The 24,597-nt window shown below is 67.7% G+C and carries 24 protein-coding genes and 1 tRNA gene; 4 read left to right on the top strand and 21 right to left on the bottom strand.

From position 1 onward, the window contains the following. Window positions 1–45 precede the first annotated feature (45 nt). The 19 genes from EZ242_RS05665 to EZ242_RS05575 form a co-directional block, all read right to left on the bottom strand. The gene (locus tag EZ242_RS05665) at window positions 46–1,575 is read right to left on the bottom strand and encodes a recombinase family protein (protein ID WP_167784655.1); all 1,530 of its coding nucleotides are present in this window, start codon (window positions 1,573–1,575) and stop codon (window positions 46–48) included. Window positions 1,576–1,897: 322 nt separating this feature from the next. After that, the gene (locus EZ242_RS05660) at window positions 1,898–2,272 is read right to left on the bottom strand and encodes an HIT family protein (RefSeq protein WP_135284168.1); all 375 of its coding nucleotides are present in this window, start codon (window positions 2,270–2,272) and stop codon (window positions 1,898–1,900) included. Between the two features lie 57 nt (window positions 2,273–2,329). Next, window positions 2,330–3,082, bottom strand: a complete 753-nt coding sequence (locus EZ242_RS05655; RefSeq protein ID WP_135284167.1) for a hypothetical protein — start codon at window positions 3,080–3,082, stop codon at window positions 2,330–2,332. A 456-nt stretch (window positions 3,083–3,538) separates the two neighbouring features. Beyond that, entirely contained in the window at window positions 3,539–4,429 is an 891-nt protein-coding gene (locus EZ242_RS05650; protein ID WP_135284166.1) for a hypothetical protein, read from the bottom strand. Between the two features lie 205 nt (window positions 4,430–4,634). Beyond that, window positions 4,635–4,910 carry a hypothetical protein gene (locus EZ242_RS05645; RefSeq protein WP_135284165.1) on the bottom strand — a complete coding sequence of 92 codons (276 nt, stop codon included), beginning with the start codon at window positions 4,908–4,910 and terminating at the stop codon, window positions 4,635–4,637. A gap of 92 nt (window positions 4,911–5,002) precedes the next feature. Continuing rightward, complete coding sequence (locus EZ242_RS05640; protein ID WP_135284164.1) at window positions 5,003–5,638, bottom strand: hypothetical protein; 636 nt, start codon at window positions 5,636–5,638, stop codon at window positions 5,003–5,005. A 10-nt stretch (window positions 5,639–5,648) separates the two neighbouring features. Next, window positions 5,649–6,668, bottom strand: a complete 1,020-nt coding sequence (locus tag EZ242_RS05635) for a tyrosine-type recombinase/integrase (protein WP_135284163.1) — start codon at window positions 6,666–6,668, stop codon at window positions 5,649–5,651. Window positions 6,669–6,743: 75 nt separating this feature from the next. Next, window positions 6,744–6,819, bottom strand: a tRNA-Asn gene (locus EZ242_RS05630). Between the two features lie 89 nt (window positions 6,820–6,908). Then, window positions 6,909–8,012: an NAD(P)/FAD-dependent oxidoreductase gene (locus tag EZ242_RS05625; RefSeq protein ID WP_135284162.1), complete on the bottom strand. Its 1,104-nt coding sequence runs from the start codon at window positions 8,010–8,012 to the stop codon at window positions 6,909–6,911. Window positions 8,013–8,034: 22 nt separating this feature from the next. Beyond that, on the bottom strand, window positions 8,035–8,364 hold the full coding sequence (gene fdxA / locus EZ242_RS05620; protein WP_135284161.1) for a ferredoxin FdxA: 330 nt from the start codon (window positions 8,362–8,364) through the stop codon (window positions 8,035–8,037). A gap of 91 nt (window positions 8,365–8,455) precedes the next feature. After that, entirely contained in the window at window positions 8,456–9,763 is a 1,308-nt protein-coding gene (locus EZ242_RS05615) for a sulfate adenylyltransferase subunit 1 (RefSeq protein ID WP_135284160.1), read from the bottom strand. After that, window positions 9,763–10,695 carry a sulfate adenylyltransferase subunit CysD gene (gene cysD, locus EZ242_RS05610; protein WP_135284159.1) on the bottom strand — a complete coding sequence of 311 codons (933 nt, stop codon included), beginning with the start codon at window positions 10,693–10,695 and terminating at the stop codon, window positions 9,763–9,765. The genes EZ242_RS05615 and cysD overlap by 1 nt, the downstream gene beginning before the upstream one ends. Continuing rightward, window positions 10,692–11,420: a phosphoadenylyl-sulfate reductase gene (locus EZ242_RS05605; protein ID WP_135284158.1), complete on the bottom strand. Its 729-nt coding sequence runs from the start codon at window positions 11,418–11,420 to the stop codon at window positions 10,692–10,694. The genes cysD and EZ242_RS05605 overlap by 4 nt, the downstream gene beginning before the upstream one ends. After that, window positions 11,420–11,812 (bottom strand): DUF934 domain-containing protein, encoded by a 393-nt coding sequence (locus EZ242_RS05600; RefSeq protein WP_135284157.1) that lies wholly within the window; start codon window positions 11,810–11,812, stop codon window positions 11,420–11,422. The genes EZ242_RS05605 and EZ242_RS05600 overlap by 1 nt, the downstream gene beginning before the upstream one ends. Further along, window positions 11,812–13,620, bottom strand: a complete 1,809-nt coding sequence (locus tag EZ242_RS05595; protein WP_135284156.1) for a nitrite/sulfite reductase — start codon at window positions 13,618–13,620, stop codon at window positions 11,812–11,814. Before EZ242_RS05595 ends, EZ242_RS05600 begins: the two co-directional genes overlap by 1 nt. Window positions 13,621–13,709: 89 nt before the next feature. Continuing rightward, complete coding sequence (locus EZ242_RS05590; protein ID WP_135284155.1) at window positions 13,710–14,789, bottom strand: calcium/sodium antiporter; 1,080 nt, start codon at window positions 14,787–14,789, stop codon at window positions 13,710–13,712. Window positions 14,790–14,869: 80 nt separating this feature from the next. Next, window positions 14,870–16,597, bottom strand: a complete 1,728-nt coding sequence (gene mnmC1, locus EZ242_RS05585; protein WP_135284154.1) for an FAD-dependent 5-carboxymethylaminomethyl-2-thiouridine(34) oxidoreductase MnmC1 — start codon at window positions 16,595–16,597, stop codon at window positions 14,870–14,872. Window positions 16,598–16,622: 25 nt separating this feature from the next. Beyond that, window positions 16,623–16,901 (bottom strand): oxidative damage protection protein, encoded by a 279-nt coding sequence (locus EZ242_RS05580; RefSeq protein WP_135284153.1) that lies wholly within the window; start codon window positions 16,899–16,901, stop codon window positions 16,623–16,625. A gap of 149 nt (window positions 16,902–17,050) precedes the next feature. Further along, on the bottom strand, window positions 17,051–17,356 hold the full coding sequence (locus tag EZ242_RS05575; protein ID WP_135284152.1) for a c-type cytochrome: 306 nt from the start codon (window positions 17,354–17,356) through the stop codon (window positions 17,051–17,053). A 111-nt stretch (window positions 17,357–17,467) separates the two neighbouring features. Here EZ242_RS05575 and EZ242_RS05570 point away from each other — a divergent pair, with 111 nt between their 5' ends. Beyond that, on the top strand, window positions 17,468–17,707 hold the full coding sequence (locus tag EZ242_RS05570) for a TIGR04438 family Trp-rich protein (RefSeq protein ID WP_135284151.1): 240 nt from the start codon (window positions 17,468–17,470) through the stop codon (window positions 17,705–17,707). 12 nt (window positions 17,708–17,719) lie between these two features. On the opposite strand, the gene EZ242_RS05565 is transcribed toward EZ242_RS05570, so the two are convergent. Both EZ242_RS05565 and ilvD read right to left on the bottom strand, forming a co-directional pair. After that, window positions 17,720–19,228, bottom strand: coding sequence for an FAD-dependent oxidoreductase (locus EZ242_RS05565; protein WP_135284150.1), 1,509 nt, complete (start codon window positions 19,226–19,228; stop codon window positions 17,720–17,722). A gap of 73 nt (window positions 19,229–19,301) precedes the next feature. Further along, the gene (gene ilvD, locus EZ242_RS05560; protein WP_135284149.1) at window positions 19,302–20,996 is read right to left on the bottom strand and encodes a dihydroxy-acid dehydratase; all 1,695 of its coding nucleotides are present in this window, start codon (window positions 20,994–20,996) and stop codon (window positions 19,302–19,304) included. Window positions 20,997–21,112: 116 nt separating this feature from the next. Between ilvD and lgt the strand changes: the two genes are divergently transcribed. The 3 genes from lgt to EZ242_RS05545 all read left to right on the top strand — a co-directional run bounded on the left by lgt (window position 21,113) and on the right by EZ242_RS05545 (window position 24,594). Continuing rightward, complete coding sequence (lgt, locus tag EZ242_RS05555) at window positions 21,113–21,934, top strand: prolipoprotein diacylglyceryl transferase (RefSeq protein WP_205960598.1); 822 nt, start codon at window positions 21,113–21,115, stop codon at window positions 21,932–21,934. Between the two features lie 85 nt (window positions 21,935–22,019). Continuing rightward, window positions 22,020–23,030 (top strand): Bug family tripartite tricarboxylate transporter substrate binding protein, encoded by a 1,011-nt coding sequence (locus EZ242_RS05550; RefSeq protein WP_135284147.1) that lies wholly within the window; start codon window positions 22,020–22,022, stop codon window positions 23,028–23,030. A gap of 16 nt (window positions 23,031–23,046) precedes the next feature. Continuing rightward, window positions 23,047–24,594: a malonate--CoA ligase gene (locus EZ242_RS05545; protein WP_135284146.1), complete on the top strand. Its 1,548-nt coding sequence runs from the start codon at window positions 23,047–23,049 to the stop codon at window positions 24,592–24,594. Window positions 24,595–24,597 lie beyond the last annotated feature (3 nt).

The raw sequence follows: 24,597 nt of genomic DNA, 5'->3' as shown, positions 1-24,597 counted from the left end.
CATGGATGTGGCGGCATGCCGTCGCGGTTGTCCTGCCCCTTGCTGTCATCGCCTCCCGGTTCCTTGCGCAAGCTGCGTCAGCCTGTCAACTAGCTGCTGGCGGTCTGCAAGCCGAAACCGCCCAATCGTTGGAGGGACGTTCAACGAGAGCCAGCGTGGAAACTCCGTCCGGAAGTACGGAGCGGGAACGGTGAAGAAGTCCAGAGCCGTCACGCCGTCGGGATTCATCCTCATGATGAGAACTTCCTGAAATGCGCATATCGACTCGAAATCACCTACGGACCACATCGAGCGGCTTCCTTTTCGTGCAATCCAGACTGGATGAACCCGCAATGTCACCGCGTCGTTTAATGTGATCGTTCGGAATCGCCCGTGCTGAGTCGATCTGATGCCGTGCTCCTTTAGAAGCTGCACAACGTCAAGCGAGAACCGGTAGCACACAGTAGCTCGTTCTGAATGATGCCGCGCCGCTCCGACTTTCATCGCATTCGCATCGCCGCCTGCCAGAGAGATTGCAGCAGGGAAACTACCGAAGGCTCGCCTGTAGGTCGTCACGTGCGCACACCCGTGGGAGGCAAGGTCGCGTGCAGTGAGGTCGGGAGTGAGGCGAAGCGCTTCCCGGAGGTCTGCAAGGAGCCGAGTCTGCGTGCGCTTGATATTCCCAGTCGCCGCTCGCTTGTCTTGAACCAGGAGCCACGTGTCTTCGTCAACGATCGCCGGAACACTTCCCTTGATACGTATTGGCTCTGATCTTGGCCGGATCGTACGGGTGCGAGCGTTCTCTAGCCGGCCCCAGACGAAGCTCCCTATCACTGCCTCGCAGGACAGCAGGGTAGAGAGCATGTCGCGGGTGATGACGTCGCCGTTCGCCGTCCTGTGCCCCTCCGTGCTCAGCGTCGCTGCAATCTGCTTCAGAGTGACCCTAGTGGACGCGTACACGTGGAAGATGCGCCGGACGAGTTCGAGCTCCTCGTCTGGCGCCAGAGCCCAGGAGACCCGGTCAGTCTCGCGAGGTTTTCGCTCGCCGCGCTCGAGCACCCGCCGCTTCGATCCATCGGCGCTTACGGCTACCCGGCGGAAGCCGAGACAGGGTGTAGGTCCCATTTGATAGCCGAGTGCCATCACCCGCTCCTGTCCCGCCGCGGTCTTCGCGGCAAGCTCGCGGCTGTACTCGGCGGCCATCGCCCGCTTGAGATTCTTCAGCACAGATGCGAAGGGGCTGGCCTCGTCGCTCAAGGGTTCGGCGACGTAGACGACGGTGACCCCGTTCAGCTTGCAGTGGTAGTCGTAGTAGGCGGAGGCGTCCGTGTTCTGGAATCGGCCCCATCGGCTGATGTCGTAGACGAGGATCTTCGAAAACGGGCAGTCCCGCCCCTCTACATCGGCGAGCAGTCGCTTCATCCCCGCCCGGTTCACGATCTGCAGACCGCTCTTGCCGCCATCTTCGTACGTTGCGACGACCTCGATGTTGTGCGAAGCGGCATAGGCCGCGATCGCCGCCTTCTGCAAATCGGGCGAGAGGTCTTGCTTGTCCGTAGACATGCGCACGTACTGCGCGGCGGGAGTGAGGTCCATGGCGTGCTCCAGAGAACGAGGTTCGATGAACATAAGCGCCGCCTCCATCGCTGAAAAGTGACGCCCTGGCCATTTCGGCTGGGCTGCAACGACCTCAGCCCTTGAGCACGTCATGTCCTCACCGCGGCTTCAACCTAGCTCGTCTGGCGCCTGTATGAACTCGCCCACAGGGCCGTGCAGCGCAACGTCTGCTCTTGGCCAAAGCGGGCTTGGGGACCACAGGATTGTTCATCCGTCGCTTTCGCGTGAACACGGACAAGGCGACGGCGGCCTTCGCCCCCAAGAAAGCTCACTCACGGTGGAGTGGCCGAGTACTGTACTACTACCAGTACCGCGCACGTTCCGGCAGCACAAACCGGACTCCTCCTCGCGGGTCAGGCGCATCGCCTCGGTAGCGCGGAATCATGTGAAAGTGAAGCTGCCCAACCGTCTGACCGGCAGCTTCACCGTCATTGAGTCCAAAATTGATGCCATCTGGCTTGGGCTGCAGAGTAGAGTACAGGTGGTCTGTCGACCACGCCATCCAGTGCATCAAGCGGCTCCGCTCGTTATCGGTGAGCTCTTGAAATCGAGCCACTGGCCTTTTCACCACGATCAAGAGGTGCCCAGGCGAGACGGGGTACTTGTCCCAGATGAGAGTGAATAGATCGTCTTCGGCCACGATGCTACGAGGGTCGAAGTTTCCAAATGTTTTCATGCGTTTGACCTTGAGGATTGCCCGCAGGTGCCCGAACTGGCACTAGTGGCGCGCTCACTATTTGACATTGCCGGACACTGCTCCATCTGCCGTAGGCGCTGGGTTCGCGGCACTGCGACCATCGCTTGCTCGCGCTTGCCCCTTCGCGCCGGTGCGCTCTTGAGCATTCCCAGTGCTGGCGGGAAGGGCGGGCTGACCTTGTTCTGGAGCTGCTGCGGGTCTGCTGTTGGATTCCTTGTGAGCTGCAACGAGGCCGGACGGTTCGCTGCGACGAACGAGTTCTGGAGAGATCGCACCACAGACGCTGATGACGCCACCGGCTCCGAGGAGCAAGGTCCAAATGCCAATCACTACGTACTTCCATGATGATGCGGCTGCAGGCCCGTCTAGCGTATTGCTCTCGTACTTCATCTGGTAGGCGAGGTTGCGCTGGAACAGCATCCGCATGCGCCAAACGATGGGGATCATCAGAAGGTCGACTGCTGCTGTAAACCCTAAGGCAATTCTCTTCGATTGAAGGTTCTCGATGCTTGCAGCACCGAACCAGAGTCCCCCTGTGATCGCAATCACGAGACCGGGGACTTGCCACAGGAACGTGTTCAGCGAGCGCATGTGCTGGCCGAGCTCGAGATACACGACTTCGGAGCGCTTAGCCCGACGAGCTTCTTCTTCTCGCTGCGCGCTCAGCCGATGCTTTTCTTGCTCGAGCTCAGTCTGCAGCCTGCTCTTCTCCCTTTCCAGGTCAATCGACAGAGATGCCTTCAGTCGCTCCAACTCGAGGGCGCTAGGTGCCGAAATCTGGGTATTCACGATATTCCTCCTCGTTGCCCTAAATCGGTTACGCGTGCCGAACCAACAGCGCGTCACCTCAAGAATCACTGATTATCTGCGGCGCCCTTCATGTCGACTCGACACGGACGCCGACCAGCATTGAGCCCTGTCCCGCTGCAGATCTAACGCAGGAAGGGGATCTCGTAGAAATCGCCGCCGTCATCCCCCCGCTCTCTGATCCAGCCGCGGCGCTCGACCGCAGCGAACGCAAGTGCGTACCGATGCCTGGTGCGCCAGTGCAAGCAAGAGAATCAGATCTGGCATAGAGCCAGGGTAGTGCTCCCAAACCTCTTTCATCACCGACTGGCTCATTCTTCTCCTTTCAATTTGTCAAGCGTCAACCAGTTTTAAATCGCAGTCACTAGGATGTCGCTGGGGGTCGAATCACCCGCATCTACTTGCTGGTGGAAGTACCTATACGGAGGTGCCTTCCTTCTATTGGCGAAGGCGCCGGCTCAACTCGCGGACAAATGCAGGTACAGGAGTCGCCAGCAGTGCATCGCGCTCGATCTTCACCAGCGCTGGGTCACGGTCACTAGCCGCATCCGGGAGCCTCTGTCCGGTGCGACTCGGTGTGGACGCTGCCTGCAGCTCATTAAGCAATCGAGCAACGCCGTAGGCGAAAGGGTTCGCGGCGTGGGCCGAGCGGGTGATTGCGTCGAGTACATCCTGCAAGGAGGCGCCCAGCCGGATCACCTCCCGCAGTTCTGCAGTCACGAACACCTTGGCAACTCCTGCCGCTGCGAGAGCTTTGACCATCGAAGTTGTTTCATCGAGCGCGCGCACAGGGCGGGTGGTGGTGGTTTGATCTGAGTGTCTGGTTATGCATGACGCCGGCGTCATTGGTTGAATGACGCCGCGGTCAGCAGTTGCTGAACTGGAGGTCAGCTCATCAGTGACAGGCGCGCCAGCTGCGAAGCAACCACTCTGGGGTGATGTCACCTTCGTCATCTGCTCCTGTTCTGCGACCTTCGTCATCTGTGTTGCAGCCATCGCGCCCGACCAAGAGGCACCGGGTGCTGTCCCCCCCAGCTTGTTCCAACCAAGACCGCCAGAAGCAGTGGTGCGCTCAAGCATCAAGGTGAAGACGCTCTTGCCACCAGGGCCGCCCTTCCGGATGGCGAGCTCACCACTGCTGCGCAGAGCCGCCAGTGCACGAAAGGCCTGCCGTTTGCTCAGTTTGCAGCGGCGGGCAATCTCGCCGACCGAGATCGACCAGGTGCCTGTTGCATCATTCAACGTCTCGGCAACGCAGGCAAGTACAAGAAGCTCGCTGCCGGCGTGCGAGGACGAGGTGAAAACAATGCCAACGTGACGACCGCTCACAGGCAATCCTCCTTCGGGCGGGCCTTGGGAGCTTGCTGATTCTCACCACTGTCTTGGACGGTCGAAACCGCACGACGCGCCTGCCTCTTGCTCAAGGTGCAGCGACGACCCATCGGCAGGACGAACGTTGACGACACAGCCGGCACGAGCGACCTCCCGCCTTCGAGCGACGCGGCAGCGAAAACAGGATTGACGAGACCGCCGCTCACAAGCGATCCTTCTTCACGCAGCGCTTTGTCGCTTGCTCGATCGCGTGCTCGCGTGCAACCTGTACGAGCTTAGGCATGTGGATGAACAGCATGCCCCGGTGCAAACCCAAGGCACCGACGTCGGCCAGCCGTCGTTGCAGTTGGCGAATGGCCCAGCGCGCAGATTGCTCGGACGGGTAGGGTGGATTGGCGCCCTCCCACAGTGCTCGCAGGGGGTGAAATTCTGCCCCCATGACCGGATCCCACGTCGGATCCTCCTTTTTCTTGGTCATTTGAAAACTCCTGATCTACCGGTGTTTCTCCCGAACCCCGTAGTGGAGATTTCAGTCCGTTCGTGTTGTCCTGAGAAGGAAAGAAGGGCCTTCTAAATTGGTTGACGCCGGCGAGCCCAGGCCTTGGCGAAGCTGACGTTTCGCGTGCTCATCTCGTACCTTTGGGCGAGTTCCTCAATGGTGCCGACCGCCGTGCCTTCGAGCAGTGCGGCTCTGAGCTCGCTGGTGGTTCTTCTGACACCCTCGCCGCCACCTCGTGCGCCCGACTCGTGCGACTGCTCGAGAGCCCAACCGAGTTCTTCTGCGCGGCCTAGTGCGCGCCAGCCCTCATTGATCAGTTCTCTGAACATCACCGGATGAAACTGCTGGGTGGCGGCCAACATGCAGCGAGCACATTCGGCGAGAAGCTGAAAGAACCGCGTCGCCATGGTCTTGCGCCAATGATCCTGCGGGAAGGACGTGGCCACGTCGATGACGGCGTCCAGCAGCAGGTCAACTTCGGCTTCGCGACGCCGGTGCTCGGTCATCCGGCCGAGACTAAGCTCCTGGTGCGCCTCGCCCCAAAGATCGTAAAAATCCGCGGCGGCGCTCAGTGCCCGGAGCTCCCTCTGGCACCCCTCGACGACGGTCTTGTTCTTAGAACGCCGCAGTGTGGCCAGGACTGCAGCCGCCTCGCCCTCGAAGACGCGGCCAGCAAGAGGATTCGTCTCAACTGCGGCAGAGGGCATGCGTGCTCGTCTAGCAGCCGATGCCGGACAAGGCCGTCCTCATCGCTGCTGCTTTGGTCTGGGTGGTCAGATGTGCATAGCGGCGTGTCATGTCCAGCTTGCGATGCCCGAGGACCTCCGCAATCACGTTCAGGGGCGTTCCCGCCTGGGCTAGGTAAGAGGCGCAGCAGTGCCGCAGGTCGTGAAAGCGAAAGTCACGGATCTTTGCTCGCGCCACCGCATCCCTCCAAGCGGAGTCAACGGAAGCTGGCTTCTGGTGCTTCGAGGCGACCGACCCAAAGAGATGGCGGTCGCGGTCGCCTGCGAATGGGCGCAGCACGTCCACGAGCTCCGGTAGTAGTACTAACGTGCGACGGTCGCCGTTCTTCGTCCTGGCGAGAGTGGCCACGCCGGCATCGAGGTCCACCTGCCGCCATTTGAGTCCGAGCAGTTCACCCTTGCGTGCGCCGGTGAGCATGGCCATGAGCGCTAGGGCGTAAAGCCGCGGGTATTGAGAGGCACGGCAGGCTTCGAACAGCCGAATCCTCTCCGCATCGTCCAAGTACCGCACGCGCCCGTCTGGCTCTGGCAGTCGCTTGATGCCGCGGCATGGGTGGACCCAGCCGCGGGGGGCCAGGCGCTGCTCGATCGCCCAGGTGAACACCGCGGCCATGGCAACCATGTAGCGGTTCACCGTCGCGGGGGTCTTTTCCTGTTTTCGCCCTTTGGCGCGAAAGATTTGCCGCCCTTGGTGATCGAGGCCCAAGTAGACAAGAGCGGGCTGCTGGGAGAGCTCGGCGCGTCCGGCATACATGACATCGCTGTCGATTTGCTCGAGGGTGAACTCACCGATCAAGGTAGACCAGGCGGACAGCCGTTGCGCGCGTGTGGTGTCCGCGCCCGCGTAGGCAGCCATGTACCGGTCGATGAGCTCGCGCGCAGTCAGAGACTGCGGCCGCGCAGAAAGCGCTTTGAGGCGCTGCGCGAGAGAAGAGGCTGCGGGGGCGTCGGGAATCGCCCCCGCAGCGGGGTGGGTGTGCTCAATGCTCATTTCGTGCTCCGTTATGTGCCGAAAACCGGCGGACTAGCGGAGTCCGAGAAAAAACACTGGCAGATCAGTAACTTATGGCTCCCCGACCTGGGCTCGAACCAGGGACCTACGGATTAACAGTCCGGCGCTCTACCGACTGAGCTATCGGGGAACAAGCCTCAGATTATAGGCTGGAAAATTGGCTCTTCCGTGGAGGGGCGTAGAAAAATGCAGAGGCGCTTGCGAGCGGCGCGCGAGACCTCAATCGAAGACCGGCGTGTCCACGCCCAGCACCTTGTGCAGCCGGGTGGACGTGGTGGTGTACTGCAGCGGCACCTTGCCTTTTTCCGGGAAGACGATGGGCGCGGCGCCGAAGGCGGCGAGGGCGCATTCGTGGAAGCCGCAGAGGATCAGCTTCTTCTTGCCCGGGTAGGTGTTGATGTCGCCCACGGCGAAGATGCCCGGCACGCTGGTGGAGAACTTCTCGGTGTCCACGACGAGCTGCTTGCGCTCGATGTCCAGGCCCCAGTCGGCGATGGGGCCGAGCTTGGGCGAGAGGCCGAAGAAGACCAGCAGCACGTCGAGCGGGACCACGCGGGTGACGGCATCGCCGCCGGTGACCTTCAGGCCTGTGAGGCGCCCCTCGCGTTCTTCGTAGCCGGTGACCTGCCCGACGATGAACTGCATCTCCTGCCGATCGCACAGCTCGCGCATGCGGGCGATGGAGGCCGGCGCGGCCTGGAAGCCGTCGCGGCGGTGCACGAGGATGACGCTTTCGGCGCGGTGCGGGCCTTCGCCCGCGAAGTGCAGCGCCCAGTCCAGCGCGGAGTCGCCACCGCCCAGGATCACGAGGTTCCTGCCCGCGAAGTCGGCGGGCTTGCGCACGCGGTAGAACAGCTGGCGGCCCTCGAAGGCGTCGATGCCCTCGACCTTCAAGGCCCTCGGCTGGAAGGCGCCGACGCCCGCGGCGATGAAGACCGTGCGCGAGAGAAAGCGCGTGCCCTTGCTGGTCTCGATGAAGAAGCGGCCATCGGCCTCGCGGCGCACGGTGGTGACTTCCTGGCCCAGGTGGAAGGTGGCGCCGAAGGGCTCGATCTGCTTGAGGAGGTTGGTTGTGAGTTCCTGGCCCGTGCACACCGGGACGGCCGGAATGTCGTAGATGGGCTTGTCGGGGTAGAGCTCGATGCACTGGCCGCCGGGGTGCGGCAGGGCGTCGATGACGTGGGCCTTGATCTCCAGCAGGCCCAGCTCGAACACCTGGAACAGCCCGACGGGACCGGCGCCGATGATGACCGCATCGGTTTCGGTCGCACGGTCCTGCGCGGCCACCGTGCCGCGCAGCTGCTCGCCGAGTTCGGGGCTCATGCCGGGGGAGACGATGCGCGCGTCAGCGGACCAGCTCGGAGATCTTGCCCGGCTTGTCCTTCCACTCATCGGCATCCGGCAGCGCGGGCTTGCGCTTGGTGATGCTCTTCCAGCTGGGGTCGCGGGACAGGTCCGCGTTGAGCTTGACGAAGGCGAGCTGGTCGGCCGGGAGGTCTTCCTCGGCGTAGATGGCGTTGACGGGGCATTCGGGGATGCACACCGCGCAGTCGATGCATTCGTCCGGGTCGATCACCAGCATGTTCGGTCCCTCGCGGAAGCAGTCCACGGGGCAGACGTCGACGCAGTCGGTGTACTTGCAGCGGATACAGGATTCGGAGACGACGTGGGTCATGGCGGTGAAGACGGGGAAACCCGTAATTCTAGGCGGGTGAAAACGCAAAAAAGGCCGGGGCAGCCCGGCCATGGTCCGGGGAGGGGTGAACTCAGTCCACCAGCACCGCGCCGGCCGTGCGGTGCGTGGCAGTGTCCACCAGGACCAGCGAGCCGAGCACGCGCGAGCGGGCATAGGGCTGCGTGGCCAGGGGCTCCTGGAGGGCGAGTTCCACGCGGCCGATGGCGTTGGCCTCCAGCTGCGCGGCCTCGGCTTGGGAGAGGGTGTGGATGTCCAGGCGGTGCAGCACCCGCTTGACCTTGGCCTTGACCCAGCGGTGGCCGTGCAGCGCCCAGTAGGCGCGGCCAGGTACCAGGGGCTCGTCGTCCAGCCAGGCGACGGTGGCGGTGAGTTCGCGCGAGGGCTCGGCCGATTCGGGGGCGAGCAGCCAGTCGCCGCGCGAGACGTCCACCTCCCGGTCCAGGACCAGGCCGGCGCTGTGGCCGGCGGGAATGTCCCGCGCGTGGCGCACGTGGTCCAGCACCTGGGCCACCAGGGCCGTCTGGCCGCTGGGCATCACGCGCACCGGCTGGCCGACGCGGGCCTGGCCCGAGGCCACGCGGCCCCAGAAGACACGGCGGCCCTGCGCGGTGTCGGCGCGGTCATGGAACTTCTCCACCCACTGCACCGGGAAGGCGAATTCGGCCTGGTCGGGGGCAGGGGTGACGTCCAGGGATTCGAGCAGCTGCAGCAGGGAAGGGCCGTGGTAGTCGCACCAGCCGGGCTGCGCGGTGGCGACGTTGTGACCCTTGAGCGCGGAGATGGGCACGATGGCCCGCACGCCGACACCGGCCGCGAGCGCGAAGCGCTGCAGGGCCGCGCGGATGTGCGCGAAGGCGAGGGCGGGGTCGTCCACCGCGTCGAGCTTGTTGACCGTGAACACGATGGCCGGCACGCGCAGCAGGTTCACCAGCAGCGTGTGGCGGCGCGTCTGCGCGAGCAGCTCCAGCTGGGGGCTGCACCAGTCGAGCTTGGTGGCGTCCACCAGCACCACGGCCGCGTCGGCGCTGGAGGCGGCGGTGACCATGTTGCGCGTGTACTGCTCATGGCCGGGTGCGTCGCCGATGATGAACTTGCGCGCGGGCGTGGCGAAGTAGCGGTAGGCCACGTCGATGGTGATGCCCTGTTCCCGCTCGGCCGACAGGCCGTCGGTGAGCAGCGCCAGGTCCGCCTGCCCCGAGCGCGAGACGCTGGCGAGCTGGTCCTGGAGCACGGCACGGCTGTCCACCAGCAGGCGGCCGATGAGGGTGCTCTTGCCGTCGTCCACGCTGCCGCAGGTGATGAAGCGCAGGGCGGCTTCATGGTCGCCGTGCGGCGGCGCCTGCACGGGGGCGGAGAGGGTCTGGGGGGCGGCGGTCATCAGAAATATCCGTCCTTCTTGCGCTTTTCCATGGAGGCGTCGGAGGTCTTGTCGTCCATGCGGGTGGCGCCGCGTTCGCTCACTTCGGCGGCCAGGGTTTCGAGCACGACGGCCGAGGCGTCGGCAGCGGGGCTTTCCACCGGGCAGGTGCAGGTGATGTCGCCCACGGTGCGAAAGCGCACCGTGCGCGTGACCACGGCCTCGCCCTCGCGCGGCGGGGTGAGCTCGGTCACGGGAACGAGCAGGCCGCGGCGCTCCACCACCTGGCGCTGATGCGCGTAGTAGAGGGCGGGCAGCGCGATCTGCTCGCGCTCGATGTATTGCCACACGTCCAGCTCGGTCCAGTTGGAGATGGGGAAGACGCGGAAATGCTCGCCGGGTTGCAGGCGCGTGTTGAACAGGGTCCACAGCTCCGGGCGCTGGTCCTTGGGCTGCCACTGGCCGAAGCCGTCGCGGTGGGAAAAGATGCGCTCCTTGGCGCGGGCCTTCTCCTCGTCGCGGCGGGCACCGCCGATCAGCGCGTCGAAGCGGAACTCCTCGATGGCCTCCAGCAGCGTGACCGACTGGTGCGCGTTGCGCGACTCGTCGGGCCGCGCGAGCCGCACCGTGCCGCGCTTCATGGAGTCTTCCACGCTGCGCACGATGAGTTCGGCGCCCAGCTCCTGCGCGCGCTGGTCACGGAAGGCGGTGACTTCCGGGAAGTTGTGGCCCGTGTCGATCATCAGCAGCGGGTAGGGCAGCCGGCCACGGCCGAAGGCCTTCTCGACGCAGCGCAGCAGCACCAGCGAATCCTTGCCGCCGGAGAAGAGCAGGGTGGGCCGCTCGAAGGCAGCGGCGACCTCGCGCAACACGAAGATGGCTTCCTCCTCCAGCGCGTCGAGGTGGCGGTTGCTCAGGCGCTCGAGATAGCGCGGTTCGGTGCGTGCGTTCATGCCGGGGTGTCCTCCGTCGTCTTCTTCACGTGCAAGCCGCATTCCTTGGCGGCCTCGTCCTCCCACCACCACCTGCCGGCGCGGAAGTCCTCGCCCAGGCTGATGGCCCGGGTGCAGGGCGCGCAGCCGATGCTGGGATAGAACTGGTCGTGCAGCGGGTTGTAGTCCACGCCGCGCGTGGCGATGTAGTGCCACACGTCGCCCCAGGTCCAGTCGGCCAAGGGGTTGAACTTGGTGCGCGCCTCGCTGGTGTCGATGAGCGGCACCTCGGCGCGCGTGGCCGACTGCTCGCGCCGCAGGCCGGTGATCCAGGCGCGCTGGCCGTCCAGGGCGCGGGCGAGCGGCTCCATCTTGCGGATTTGGCAGCAGGCCTTGCGCAACGCGAGGCTGCGGTACATGGCGTCCTGGCCCTCGCGGGCCACGAAGGCGATGGTGGCTTCCTCGCGCGGCTGGAATACGCGCACCGGCACGTTCGAGCTGGCGCGGGTGCGTTCCAGCAGGGCCAGCGTCTCGGCGTGCAGCATGCCGGTGTCCAGCACGAAAACCGGGATGTCCAGGCCGAGCGCGTTGATCAGGTGCGTGATCACCACGTCCTCGGCGCCCAGGCTGGAGGCCTGCGTGAGCGGGGCGAATTCGGCGGCCGCGCGGCGCAGCAGGGCCTGCGTTTCGGCCAGGCGGGTATCGAAGCCGGCGCTGGGCCGGGCATGCAGGTGGGTGGCGCTCATCACGCGGCCTTCCGGAACAGCGGCATGGCTTGCTGCGTGTCGCCCTGGTAGTAGCCAGGAAAGCGTGCGAATTGCGGTTCCACGTGGCTCAGGTCCTGGTCGGAGCGCAACACGGCGCTGGTAAAGCCCGTGCGCTGCATCTGCACCAGCTGGTCCACCAGCACGTCGCCGGTGGCGCGGATGTCACCGGTGAAGCCGCGGCGGCGGCGCAGCATGGCGGCCTGGCTGTAGGCGCGGCCGTCGCTGAACTTGGGGAAGTGCAGGTCGATGCGGGTGATGCCGTCCAGCGGCGCGGTGAGCGGGTCCGCGTCGTTGGCAAGGACGAGCACCTGGGCGTCGGCAGGCTGCGCCTCGTGCTGGGCGCCGCCCAGGAGTTCGAGGGTGCGGTTCATCACGCCACCTCCCGGGCCGCGAAGCGCGCGCCGTTGGCGGCCGTCTTGAACGGCTCCAGGCCGACGCGGCGCAGGGTTTCGACGAAGGTTTCCGCGCGCTCGCCGCTGCTGCGGCGCTGGGCGCGGTAGGTGTCCAGCACGGCCTCGATCACCTCGGGCACTTCGGCCGCGGAGAAGGAGGGGCCGACCACCTTGCCCGCACCGGGCGCGCCCGACAGGCGCGAGCCGTCCGAGCCGCCCAGGGTGACCTGGTACCACTCCTTGCCGTCCTTGTCGACGCCGAGGATGCCGATGTGGCCGCTGTGGTGGTGGCCGCAGGAGTTGATGCAGCCGCTGATGTGCAGGTCGATGGGCCCGATGTCGTGGAGCTCGTCCAGGTCCTGGTAGCGCTGGGTGATGGCCTCGGCGATGGGCAGCGAACGGGCATTGGCCAGGGCGCAGAAGTCGCCGCCGGGGCAGGCGATCATGTCCGACAGCAGGCCGATGTTGGCCTTGGCCAGGCCCACCTTGCGCGCGGCGTGCCACAGCGCCGGCAGGTCGCGGGCGCGGACCCAGGGCAGCAGCAGGTTCTGGTCATGGGTGACGCGCGCCTCGCCGGCGGAGAAGCGCTCGGCCAGCTCGGCGGCGGCGTCGAGCTGCTCGCCCGTGGCGTCGCCGGGCGCCTGGCCCAGGCGCTTGAAGGACAGCGTGACGGCGCGCAGATGCGGGTCGCGGTGGCGGGTGACGTTGGACTGCAGCCAGCGCTGGTAGGCCGGCTCCAGGTCCACCTGGCCTTCACCGTCCGGCGCGGGCAGGGCGTTGCCCTGCGAGATGCGCGGCGCGAGGAAGCTGGCGGACACGCGGTCGAGTTCGGCCGGCGTGATGGTGTGCGGGGCGCCGTCCTGCTCGGTGATGGCGCGGTACTCGGCCTCCACCTCGGCGATGTAGCGCTGGCCCTCGGCCTTGACCAGGATCTTGATGCGGGCCTTGTACATGTTGTCGCGCCGGCCCCAGCGGTTGTAGACGCGCACCACGGCTTCCAGGTAGTTGAGCACCTGGTCCCAGGGCAGGAACTCGCGCACGACAGTGGCGGTGACGGGCGTGCGACCCATGCCGCCGCCCACCAGCACGCGAAAGCCCAGCCTGTCCTCGGGGTCGCGCACGAGGTGCAGGCCCACGTCGTGCCAGTAGGTGGCCGCGCGGTCCTCGCGAGACCCGGAGACGGCGATCTTGAACTTGCGCGGCAGGAAGGCGAACTCGGGATGCAGCGTGCTCCACTGACGCAGGATCTCGCAGAAAGGGCGCGGGTCGGCGACGTCGTCCGGCGCGATGCCGGCCAGCGCGTCGGTGGTGATGTTGCGGATGCAGTTGCCGCTGGTCTGGATGCCGTGCATGTCCACGCTGGCCAGCAGCTCCATGACGTCGGCACTCTTGTCCAGCGGGATCCAGTTGAACTGGACGTTCTGGCGGGTGGTGAAGTGGCCGTAGCCGACGGTCAGGCGCGAGTGCACCGAGCCGCCGCCGGGCAAAGGCACGGGGCCGAGCGCGTCCTGTTTCTCGCGCGCCTCGGCGAAGAGCTCGGCGCTGGGCTGGTCGTACTCACGCGCGATGCGGGCCAGCACGCGCAGCTGGGCGCTGGAGATTTCGCCGTAGGGCACGGCAACGCGCAGCATGGGTGCGTAGCGCTGGATATACCAGCCGTTTTGCAGGCGCAGGGGGCGGAACTCGTCTTCGCCCAACTCGCCGCGCTGGAAGCGCTCGAGCTGGTCGCGGTACTGGGCCGCCCGCGCGCGCACGAACTCCCGGTCGAACTCGGTGTACTGGTACATGCGGGCACTCTAGAGGCCCGCCTTCGGATTCCAAACTAACTTTTTCTCTGGGCGTTATATGGCGCAGGGCATATGAGCCTCGCGACCGCCTACTTGCGGGCCTTGCGCGCGCGTCGCTGCACGTATTCGCGCCAGCCGACCACCAGCAGCGTCACGACCGTCAGCGGCGCGACGAAGGCACCCATGGCGAAACCGAAGGCCGAGGCCGCCTCCCGCTGCTGTGCCGCCATGAGGACATAGGCCGTGTAGGCAACGTAGAACGCCAGGAACAGCGCGCCCTCCCAGCGCGCGATGACATTGCCCGTGAAGAAGATGGGCAGGCAGGCGATGCCGATGCCGATCAGCACCGGCAGGTCGGCGTTGAGCATGGCCGGCGCCACCGGCAGCGCCTCGGGTGCGACCAGGGACGAGACCCCCAGGACGCCCAGCACGTTGAAGATGTTGCTGCCCACCACGTTGCCCACGGCAATGTCGCGCTGGCCGCGAATGGCGGCGAGGACGGATGCGGCGACTTCAGGCAATGAGGTGCCCGCCGCGATGATGGTCAGGCCGATCACCAGCTCGCTCAGCCCGAAGAGGCGGGCCAGCGCCACGGCCGCGTCGACCAGCGCGCGCGCGCCGAACACCAGCAGCGCCAGGCCCGCCGCGATGAGCAGGAGCTGCACCCAGAGCTTCGAATCCCAGCCGTCCTTGGCCGGCGGGCTCTCGTCGCCGTTGCGCTGCTGTTCCCGGCGGCTTTGCAGGATGAGGAACACGTTGTACAGGCCCAGCAGCAGCACGCCGGCGAAGCCGTCGAAGCGGCTGATCTTCCCGTCCAGCGCGAAGAGGTAGAGCAGCACGAAGCAGCCGAGCATGATCGGCACCTCCTGCCGGATCAGCTGGCGTGCGACCAGCAGCGGCGAGATCAGCGCAGCCACGCCCAGGATGAAGAGCACGTTGAAGATGTTGGAGCCCACCACGTTGCCCATGGCGATGTCCACCTGGCCCGCATAGGCCGAGCGGATGGACACGGCGACTTCCGGTGCGCTGGTGCCGAAGGCCACCACCGTGAGGCCCACCACCAGGGGCGAGATGCCGAAGGACAGGGCCAGCTTCGAGGCGCCGCGCACCAGGAGTTCGGCGCCGGCGATGAGGGCGATGAGGCCGAGGGTGAAGTCGAGGGCGATCAAGGCGCTGGGCGGCGGACAGGGGTGGCCAGTGTATGCACCAGCCCGCGCTGCTGGGGGGCGTGCAGCGCTTGCTTACCCGCTCAGCGATGCGCGTCCAGCGCCATGGCCAGCGAGAGCGGCAGCGGCAGCGGCTCCTCGTGCAGCCGGGAGGCGATGAGTTCGGCGCACAGCGCGGCGAAGGTCAGGCCGCGCGAGCCCATGGCCGTGCTCACCCACAGACCGGGTGCGATCTCGCCCACCAGCGGCCGGCGGTCGCCGCTCGCGCAGCGCACGCCCGTCCAGGCCTGCACGCGGCCGGCGGCGAACTCGGGCGCGAGCTGGTCCGCAACGGCGGGCAGCAGCGTGCGAATGCGCTCGAAGTTGGCCTGGTGGTCGGCCTCGCGTGGCTGCAGCTCGCGCTCGCCGCGGCCGTAGCTGGAGCCGCTCATCCAGGCCATGCCCCCATCCAGGGGCACGGCCGGCAGGAAGTGGCCGTTGCCGTTCACCGGCCGGGCCGGCAGGCGCTGCCCGGGACGGTGCGGCGCCCAGGACACCTGGCCGCGCACCGGATGCAGCAGGAGCCGATGGTCCAGCAGCGGTGCCGAGCCCAGCGCGGCGGCAACGACGAGCAGCGGCGCGTCGGCCAGTGCGCGCCCGTTCGAATCGAAGAGGTGCCACGTACCGGCGTCATGCTCGATTCGCTGCACCTGCAGGCCACCGCGCCACGCGATACCGGGCTGGTCCAGCCAGGCCCGCACGAGCGCGCCGGGTCGGATCCAGGCCGCGCGGGCGTGCCACAGGGCGGCGGCGTTCCCGGGCAGCAGGGCCTCCTGCTTGTGCCGGGCGCCGGCGGCACAACTCCAGTCGTCGGCGAAACCGACGGCGGGACGGCGCTGCAGCAGCGATTCGAGTGCGTCGGCGGGTGGGGCGTCGCGCTCCTTGCGCCGGCTGGCGGGCTTGATGCGGTGCTCCAGCGTGCCTTGGCCGTCCCAGTCCACGCCTGGCCGCAGCAAGGCCTGCGCTTCAGCGCGCGTGAGCCGCAGGCCCGCGCGCGACAGGCGGGACAGCAGGTTGTCGTCCGGCGAGACATGCGGCGCGAGCAGCCCCGCGGGCAAGGCCGAGGCGCCGGAGGCGGGATGCGCGGCGGCGTCGATCACCTGCACGCGCCAGCCACGCCGCGCCAGCGACGAGGCCACGGCCGCGCCGGCCAGCCCGCCGCCGACGACCACCGCGTGCTCGGAACCGTGTCGCTCGTTGCCTCGCCGTGCGTCGCCTCGTCGCACCCTGGGCGTCCAGGCCGGGGCATAGATCGCCTCCAGGCTTTCGCCCCGGTCGTGGCGGATGACGAAGCCGGCGCTCGCGAGGCCATGGCGCAGGGACTCGTCCGCGTCGCTGGCCCGCAGCACCGTGCCCCGGCGGCACAGTCGCGCCACGGGCCGCAAGGCCGCGGCGTCGCGGGGAACGGCCGCACCCGCGGCGCCGAGGTGGACCTCGTCGGCCGTGAACGCGAGCTCGCGCAGGGCGTCCTGCGCCGGGCCGACGAAGACAGAGACGGTGACGCGCCCACGCTCGAAGGCCATGCGGTGCAGGCCAGGCACCAGTCCCCACCAGGCCTCGCCGAGCCGGGCGCCGAGCGCGGACAGTGCGGGCGGAAGGTCGGGGAGCCACTCGGCGGCGGGTTTCGGCCAGGGCTCGATGGCCAGCAGGTGCAGCCGCGCCGCCTCCGGGGCGTCCTGCTGCCAGGCCTGCCAGGTCTCGAGAAGGTCGCGCGGTGTCCCGGTGCCGGTGAGGAACAGGGCGACCCGCAGTCCGCCGATGGGTGCGCTCATGCGCGCGGGGCGCGCCTTGCCTGCATCAGGAGGTGGCGCTGGGCGGCACGTAGCCGGCCGCCTGGTCGGCGCCGGAGCCGAAGAAGTGGCTCTCCATCTGGCGCTTGAGGTACTCGCGGGCGCGCTGGTCGGCCAGGTTGAGACGGTTCTCGTTGACCAGCATGGTCTGGTGCTTGAGCCAGTCGGCCCAGGCCTGCTTGCTCACGTTGTCATAGATGCGCTTGCCCAGCTCGCCCGGGTAGGGCGGCAGGTCCAGGCCTTCGGCTTCCTTGCCGAGCTTGATGCAGTGAACGGTACGGGGCATGGCGGCCTTCTCGTGGATGGGGTGGAAACAGGGGAGGGGACGCGGACCCTGCTTGCGACGGGCCTGCGACTTTATCAAGAGCCCGCGGCTGCAAGAAAGGAAAAGGCCGCGTGCAGCGGCCTTTCCGGCAGGGGGCGCGAAGGCCCGGATTACTTCTGGCTCATGACCCAGGCGGCGAGCTTCTTGGCTTCCGCCTCGCTGACCTGCGCGTTGGCGGGCATGGGCACCGGGCCCCAGACGCCCGAGCCGCCCTTGATGATCTTGACGGCCAGCTTGTCCGCGGCGCCCGAGTCGGCGGCGTACTTGGCCGAGATGTCCTTGAAGGACGGCCCCACCAGCTTCTTGTCCACTGCATGGCAGGCCATGCAGTTCTTGGCGGTGGCCAGGGCTTGATCCGCCAGTGCCGGGCCCGCAACAGCGGCGGCGGCGAACAGGACGAACACAGCGCGTTTCATGCAGTCTTCCTCTTGGGTTGGTTTACAGTCAGCCAACGCAATTGTAGTGATGGCGGTTGACTGCGGCCCCCAAGAGGCACCGACACCGCCCTGATTCGAGGGGAACCACCTATGTATCTGCTGGGGCTCGGGCTGCTGCTCGTCGCGCTCAAACTGCTGGGCGTCGCACCCGTGGCCGACTGGCCCTGGTGGGGCGTCATGCTGCCTTTCCCGCTGGTGTCGTTCTGGTGGGCGTTCTGCGACCTCACCGGCATCACCAAGAAGCGCGTGGCCGAGCGCGAGGAGTCGCGCCGCATCGCGCGCATGCGCAAGATCATCGCGCGCAACAACGGCCGCAACACCGTGCTCTGAAGCGGCGACGCTTCAGGGCTCCAGCGACCTCGGGTGACGGCGGGCCAGCGGCCTGAGCGCCGGCCCTTCGATGACCGTGCCGTCCGGCCGGAAGCGGCTGCCGTGGCAGGGGCAGTCCCAGCTCGTCTCCACGCTGTTCCAGTGCACCTTGCAGCCCATGTGCGTGCACACGGACGAGACCGCGAACAGTTCGCCCTGCGGTGAACGCCAGGCGGCGCAGCTCTCGCCTTCGGAATCGACCACCGCGCTGTCGCCCGGCGCGAGGCTGGAGAGTTTTTCCTCCTGCCGGTGGGTGAGGTAGTCCTTGACCAGCGAGCGGGCGGTGACGGTGGCTTCCTCCAGGATGGTCCGCGCGCCCTTGATGGGCGACAGGCGCGTGGGCTTGCACAGCGCGGCGAAGGGCGGGCTGCGGTCGGCCACTTCCTCGGCGAGCAGCCGAGCGGCGACCGTGCCCCAGGTGAGGCCGTCGGTGGCGAAGCCGGTGGCGACCAGGCAGCCCGAGGCATCGCGGCCGATGTAGGGCAGTCCGTCAGCGCCCTTGTAGTGCTGGGCCGACCAGCGGTAGGCCGGCTCGGCGTCGCCGAAATGGCGCTGCGCCGCCGCTTCCACCGCCATCAGCGCCGCCTTGGCGTTGTGGGCCCCGGGCGGATGCTCCTGGCCGACGCAGATCAGGAACCTGCGCCCGTCCGGCTGCTCCAGGGTGCGCATCGACAGGCCCTCCTCGCCCTTGGCCCAGAAGATGCCCGGCCCCGGGTCGCGGGCGCCGTCCACGAAGGGCAGCGCCACCGCGTACTCGCGGTACACCGGCATCTCGGCATGCACCAGGCGGATGCCCTTGGGCGTGTGCGTGGCCATGACGATCTCGCGCGCATTCACCGCGCCGGTGGCGGTGTCGACGATGCGCGTCCTGGCATTGATGTCCAGCACGCGGCTGTGCTCGTGGATGCGCGCGCCGGCTCGCGCGGCTTCCTGCGCCAGGTGAACCAGATACGCCTGCGGCTGGAACTGCGCCTGGTCCGCAAGGATCACGGCCGGGCCGGCAGCGGCGGGCAGCGCGGCGGGAACCGGGCCGCGCTGGACGGCGCAGCCGGCGGCCGACAAGGCCTCGAACTCCTGGTCCACCAGCGACTGCTGCTTGTCGGCCAGCGCGTAGAGCACCAGGGGGCAGCGGCGGAAGGCCGCGCCGGGGGCATCCTGGGCCTGTTCCTGGATGAACTGCAGCGCCGCGCGGCGCTCAGCGACGACCTGCCGGGCCACGTCCTTGCCCCAGCGCGAACTCACGTCGTGCAGGCCGTGCGAGAGCGTCTCGTAGAGGTTGCCGGTGGAGTTGCCCGTGGTGCCGCTGCCGATCTCATGCGCCTCCAGCAGCGTGACCTGGCGCCCCTGCCGCGCCAGCAGCCAGGCCAGCGTGACGCCGGTGATGCCGCCACCGATGATGAGGACATCGGTGGAGATGTCGGCCGACAGCATGGCAAAGCCGGGCGAGGGCGCGATGCCGCGCCAGACGGACAGGGTGTTCATGAGGGCCTCCGGTGCCGCCTCATGCTAGGCAGCGCGCCCGGGCCGCCGCGTAGGACGGCGCCCGGGCCTCGCGTCAAAAGGCGTCGAGCACGGCGCCCTTGCTGGCGCTGGAGGCATTGAAGGCGAACTTGGCTTGCACGCCGCGCGTGTAGCGCGGTGCGGGCGCCTTCCACGCGGCGCGGCGGCGGGCAAGCTCGTCCTCGGGCACGTTCAGCTGCAGCAGCAGGCGGTGCGCGTCGATGGTGACCGAATCGCCCTCGTGCACCAGCGCGATGGTGCCGCCCACCGCGGCCTCGGGCGCCACGTGGCCCACCACCATGCCCCAGGTCCCGCCGGAGAAGCGCCCGTCGGTGATGAGGCCCACGCTCTCACCCAGCCCGGCGCCGATGAGCGCGCCGGTGGGTGCCAGCATCTCGGGCATGCCGGGGCCGCCCTTGGGGCCCAGGTAGCGCAGCACCATGACGTCGCCGGCCTGGATGCGACCGTCCAGGATGGCCTGCAGCGCCGACTGCTCGTCCTCGAACACCCGGGCCGGGCCGGTGATGACGGGGTTGGCCAGGCCGGTGATCTTGGCGACCGCGCCCTCGGGCGAGAGGTTGCCCTTGAGGATGGCCAGGTGGCCCTGCGCGTACATGGGCTTGTCGATGGGACGGATCACGTCCTGGTCGGCGCGCGGCTGCGCGGGCACGTCGGCGAGCACTTCGGCAATGGTCTTGCCGGTGATGGTGAGGCAGTCGCCGTGCAGCAGGCCGGCCGAGAGCAGGATCTTCATGACCTGCGGGATGCCGCCGGCGCGGTGCAGGTCCACCGCCAGGTGCTTGCCGCTGGGCTTGAGGTCGCACAGCACCGGCGTGCGCTGGCGGATGCGCTCGAAGTCGTCGATGGTCCACTCCACCTCGGCGGCGTGGGCGATGGCCAGGAAGTGCAGCACCGCGTTGGTGGAGCCGCCCGTGGCCATGATCACGGCCACGGCGTTCTCGATGGACTTGCGCGTGACGATGTCGCGCGGCTTGATGTCCTTGCGGATGGCCTCCAGCAGCACGCGGGCCGACTCCTTGGCGGAGTTCATCTTCTCGTCGTGCGGGTTGGCCATGGTGGACGAGTAGGGCAGCGAGATGCCCAGCGCCTCGAAGGCCGAGGACATGGTGTTGGCGGTGTACATGCCACCGCAGGAGCCGGTGCCCGGGATGGCGTGCTGCTCGATGGCCTTGAGTTCGGCGTCGTCGATCTTGCCGGCGGCGTTCTGGCCCACGGCCTCGAACACGCTCACGATGTTCAGGTCCTGGCCCTTCCACTGGCCCGGCAGGATGGTGCCGCCGTACACGTAGATGGCCGGCACGTTGGCGCGCAGCATGCCCATGAGGCCGCCGGGCATGTTCTTGTCGCAGCCGCCGATGACGACCACGCCGTCCATCCACTGGCCCTGCACGCAGGTCTCGATGCAGTCGGAGATGACTTCGCGGCTGACCAGGCTGTACTTCATGCCCTCGGTGCCCATGGCCATGCCGTCGGAGATGGTGGGCACGCCGAAGACCTGCGGGTTGCCGCCGGCTTCCTGGATGCCGGCCACCGCCGCGTCGGCCAGCTTCTGCAGGCCGCTGTTGCAGGGGGTGATGGTGCTGTGGCCGTTGGCCACGCCGACCATGGGCTTGCCGAAATCGGATTCCTTGTAGCCCATGCCGTAGTACATGGAGCGGTTCGGCGCGCGCGACTTGCCTTCGGTGATGTGGCTGCTGCGCAAGTGCATCTGGATCGGCTTGGTGTCCATACGTCTCTCGGGAGGTTCAGGGGTTCGCGCCGCGGCGGCAGGCGGCGGGCGCGACATTCTCGCACCGCGCGCGGCAGGGGCCCGGCGCGGCAAGGCGCGGCGGCACAATAGCCCGCATGCTGACCTATCCCCAGATCGACCCGGTGGCCCTGCAGATCGGGCCGATCGCCATCCACTGGTATGGCTTGACCTACGTGGTGGCCTTCGCGCTGTTCTACCTGCTGGCCGTGCGGCGCCTGCACCACGAGCCCTATGCCTCGGTGCGCGGCCCGGGCGCCTGGAGCCGGCGCGACGTGGAGGACATGCTGTTCTTCGGGGTGCTGGGCGTCATCGTCGGGGGCCGGCTCGGCTATTGCCTGTTCTACAAGCCCGGCTACTACGCCGCGAACCCGCTGGAGATCTTCGCCGTCTGGCGCGGCGGCATGAGTTTCCACGGCGGCCTCATCGGCGTGCTGGTGTCTCAGTGGTGGTTCGCGCGTTCGCGCGGCAAGCCTTTCTGGCAGGTGATGGACCTGATCGCGCCCTGCGTGCCGCTGGGCCTGGCGGCCGGCCGCGTCGGCAACTTCATCAACGGCGAGCTCTGGGGCCGCCCGGCCGACCCCTCGCTGCCCTGGGGCATGGTGTTCCCGCAAAGCGGCTCCATGGTGCCGCGCCACCCCTCGCAGATCTACCAGTTCCTGCTGGAAGGCCTGCTGCTGTTCGTGATCCTCTGGTTCTTCGCGCGCAAGCCGCGGCCGCGCGCGCAGGTCTCGGCGGCCTTCCTCATCGGCTATGGCGTGCTGCGCTTCATCGCCGAATACTTCCGCGAGCCCGACGCGCACCTGGGCGTGCTGTCGCTGGGCATGACCATGGGGCAGTGGCTGTGCGTGCCCATGGTGCTCGCGGGCATCGGCCTGTGGGTGTGGTCGCAACGGCGTGCAGGAGTGGCGCACGCTTAGCCCTGCGCGAGGACAAGCCCCGATGGCGGCCGGCGCGCGTCGGGTTATCTTCCGGCTTTCTGCTCATCCATAACGGAGACAAGACATGCATTCGCATCCCACCCGCCGCGCCGTGCTGCGTACCAGTGCTCTCGGGGCGGCGGCCGCCCTGGCCGGCTTCGCGCCGCTCGTGCGCGCGCAAGGCGCATCGGGCGCAGGCTGGCCCACCAAGCCCGTCAACCTGATCGTTCCCTTCCCGGCCGGCGGCGGCACCGACGCCTTCGCGCGTCCGCTGGCCGCGCAATTCGCCAAGCAGACCGGCCGCACGCTGGTGGTGGAGAACCGGGGCGGGGCCGGCGGCACGGTCGGCGCCTCCCTGGCGGCCAAGGCGCCCGCCGATGGCTACACCCTCTTCATGGGGGCGGTGCACCACACCATCGCGCCGTCCATGTACGCGCGGCTGGACTACGACCTGGAACGCGACTTCGTGCCGCTGATGGTGGTGGCCAACGTGCCGCAGGTGCTGGTGGTCAACCCGCGCCAGATGCCCGTGGCCGACTTCAAGGCCTTCCTCGCCGAGGTGCGCGGCAAGCCGGGGCGCTTCAACTACGGATCGGCCGGCACGGGCACCTCGCACCACCTGGCCGGCGAGCTGTTCAAGCAGCAGAGCAAGACCTTCATCACGCACATCCCGTACACCGGCGCCGGCCCGGCGCTGCGCGACCTGGTGGGTGGGCAGGTGGACATGATGTTCGACGGCCTGGGCTCTTCGGCAGCGCACATCAAGGGCGGTCGCATCAAGGCCCTGATGGTGTCCGGCAACAAGCGCGTGGCCGCCTTCCCGGACGTGCCCGCCGCCACCGAGGTGGGTTTTCCCGACTACACCGTGAGCACCTGGTACGGCCTGTGGGCGCCCAAGGGCACGCCGCCCGAGGCGCAGGCCCGCGCCATCGAGGAAATCCGCAAGGCCCTGGCCAGCGAGGAGCTCAAGGCCGTGTGGGGCAACCAGGGGGCCGAGGTGCCGAACCTGGACCAGCAGCAGTTCGCCGCCCTCATCAACAGTGAAATCAAGCGCTGGGCCTCGGTGGTGAAGGCATCCGGCGCCAAGCTCGACTGAACTTCAAGCTGCTTCCATGAGCCTTTCGAACCAGAACCTCTTCGTCGCCCTGCGCGAGGCCTTCCCCGAGAACCTGGACGCGGTCGCCGTCGAAACCGACGAGGGCCAGGTCTTCACCTGGCGCGACCTGGACCGTGGCACCGCGCGCCTGGCGAACCTGCTCGCCTCGCTGGGCCTGCCCGAAGGGGCTCGCGTGGCCGTGCAGGTGGAGAAGTCGGTCGAGGCCATGATGCTGTACCTGGCGACGCTGCGCGCGGGCTACGTGTTCCTGCCGCTCAACACCGCCTACCAGTCCGCCGAGATCGAGTACTTCCTCGGCAACGCGGAACCGGCGGTGGTGGTGTGCACGCCGCGCAACCTGTCATGGGTCGCGCCCATCGCCAAGGCCTGCGGAACGCCCCATGTGTTCACGCTGGGCGAGGACCGCAGCGGCACGCTGCTCGAACGCGCCATGCACCACGAGAGCGAGCACGCGCCGGCGCAGCGCGAGGCCTCGGACCTGGCGGCCATCCTCTACACCAGCGGCACGACCGGGCGCAGCAAGGGCGCCATGCTCACGCACGGCAACCTGCTGTCCAACGCGCGGGTGCTCAAGGACTACTGGGGCTGGCGCCGGCCCGGCGAGGAGGGCGGCGACGTGCTGCTGCACGCCCTGCCCATCTTCCATGTGCACGGCCTCTTCGTCGCGATCCACGGCGCCCTCATCAGCGGCAGCCGCATGATCTGGATGAACCGCTTCGATCCGCGCCGGGCGATCGCGCGGCTGTCGCAGGCCACCGTGTTCATGGGCGTGCCCACGCTGTACGTGCGCATGCTGGCCGAGCCCTCGCTGGGCCGGCAGGCGGTGCGGCGCATGCGCCTGTTCATTTCCGGCTCGGCGCCGCTGCTGCCCGAGACCTTCGTCGCCTGGCGCGAGCGCACGGGGCATACGATCCTGGAGCGATACGGCATGAGCGAGACGCTGATGCTCACCTCCAACCCCTACGATGCCGCCCAGGGCGAGCGCCGCGCCGGAACGGTCGGCTTCCCGTTGCCGGGCGTGGGCGTGCGCGTGCATCTTGACGACGGCACGCCGGCCCCGGCAGGCGAGATCGGTGGCATCGAGGTCACCGGCCCGAACGTCTTCACGGCCTACTGGCGCCTGCCCGAGAAGACCCGTGAGGAGTTCACCGCCGACGGCTGGTTCAAGACCGGCGACGTCGGCCGCTTCGACGAGCAGGGCTACCTCACCATCGTCGGGCGCAGCAAGGACCTGATCATCAGCGGCGGCTACAACGTCTATCCGGCGGAGATCGAAAGCGCCATCAACGAGCTGCCCGGCGTGGCCGAGAGCGCCGTGGTGGGCGTGCCGCATCCGGACTTCGGCGAAGTGGGCGTGGCGGTGGTGGTTGCACGGCCGCTCGCGAAAGTCGATGGCGAGGAGGTGATCGCGCAGCTCAAGACCCGCCTGGCGAACTTCAAGATCCCCAAGCGCTGCTTCGTGGTGGGCGACCTGCCGCGCAACACCATGGGCAAGGTGCAGAAGAACCTGCTGCGCGAGCAGCACAAGGGGCTGTTCGCCTGAGAA

The sequence above is a fragment of the Ramlibacter rhizophilus genome, assembly GCF_004681965.1.
GTDB lineage: Bacteria > Pseudomonadota > Gammaproteobacteria > Burkholderiales > Burkholderiaceae_C > Ramlibacter > Ramlibacter rhizophilus.
Note: the sequence above shows the minus strand (reverse complement) of the source record. Positions and strands in the feature narration are given on the sequence as shown.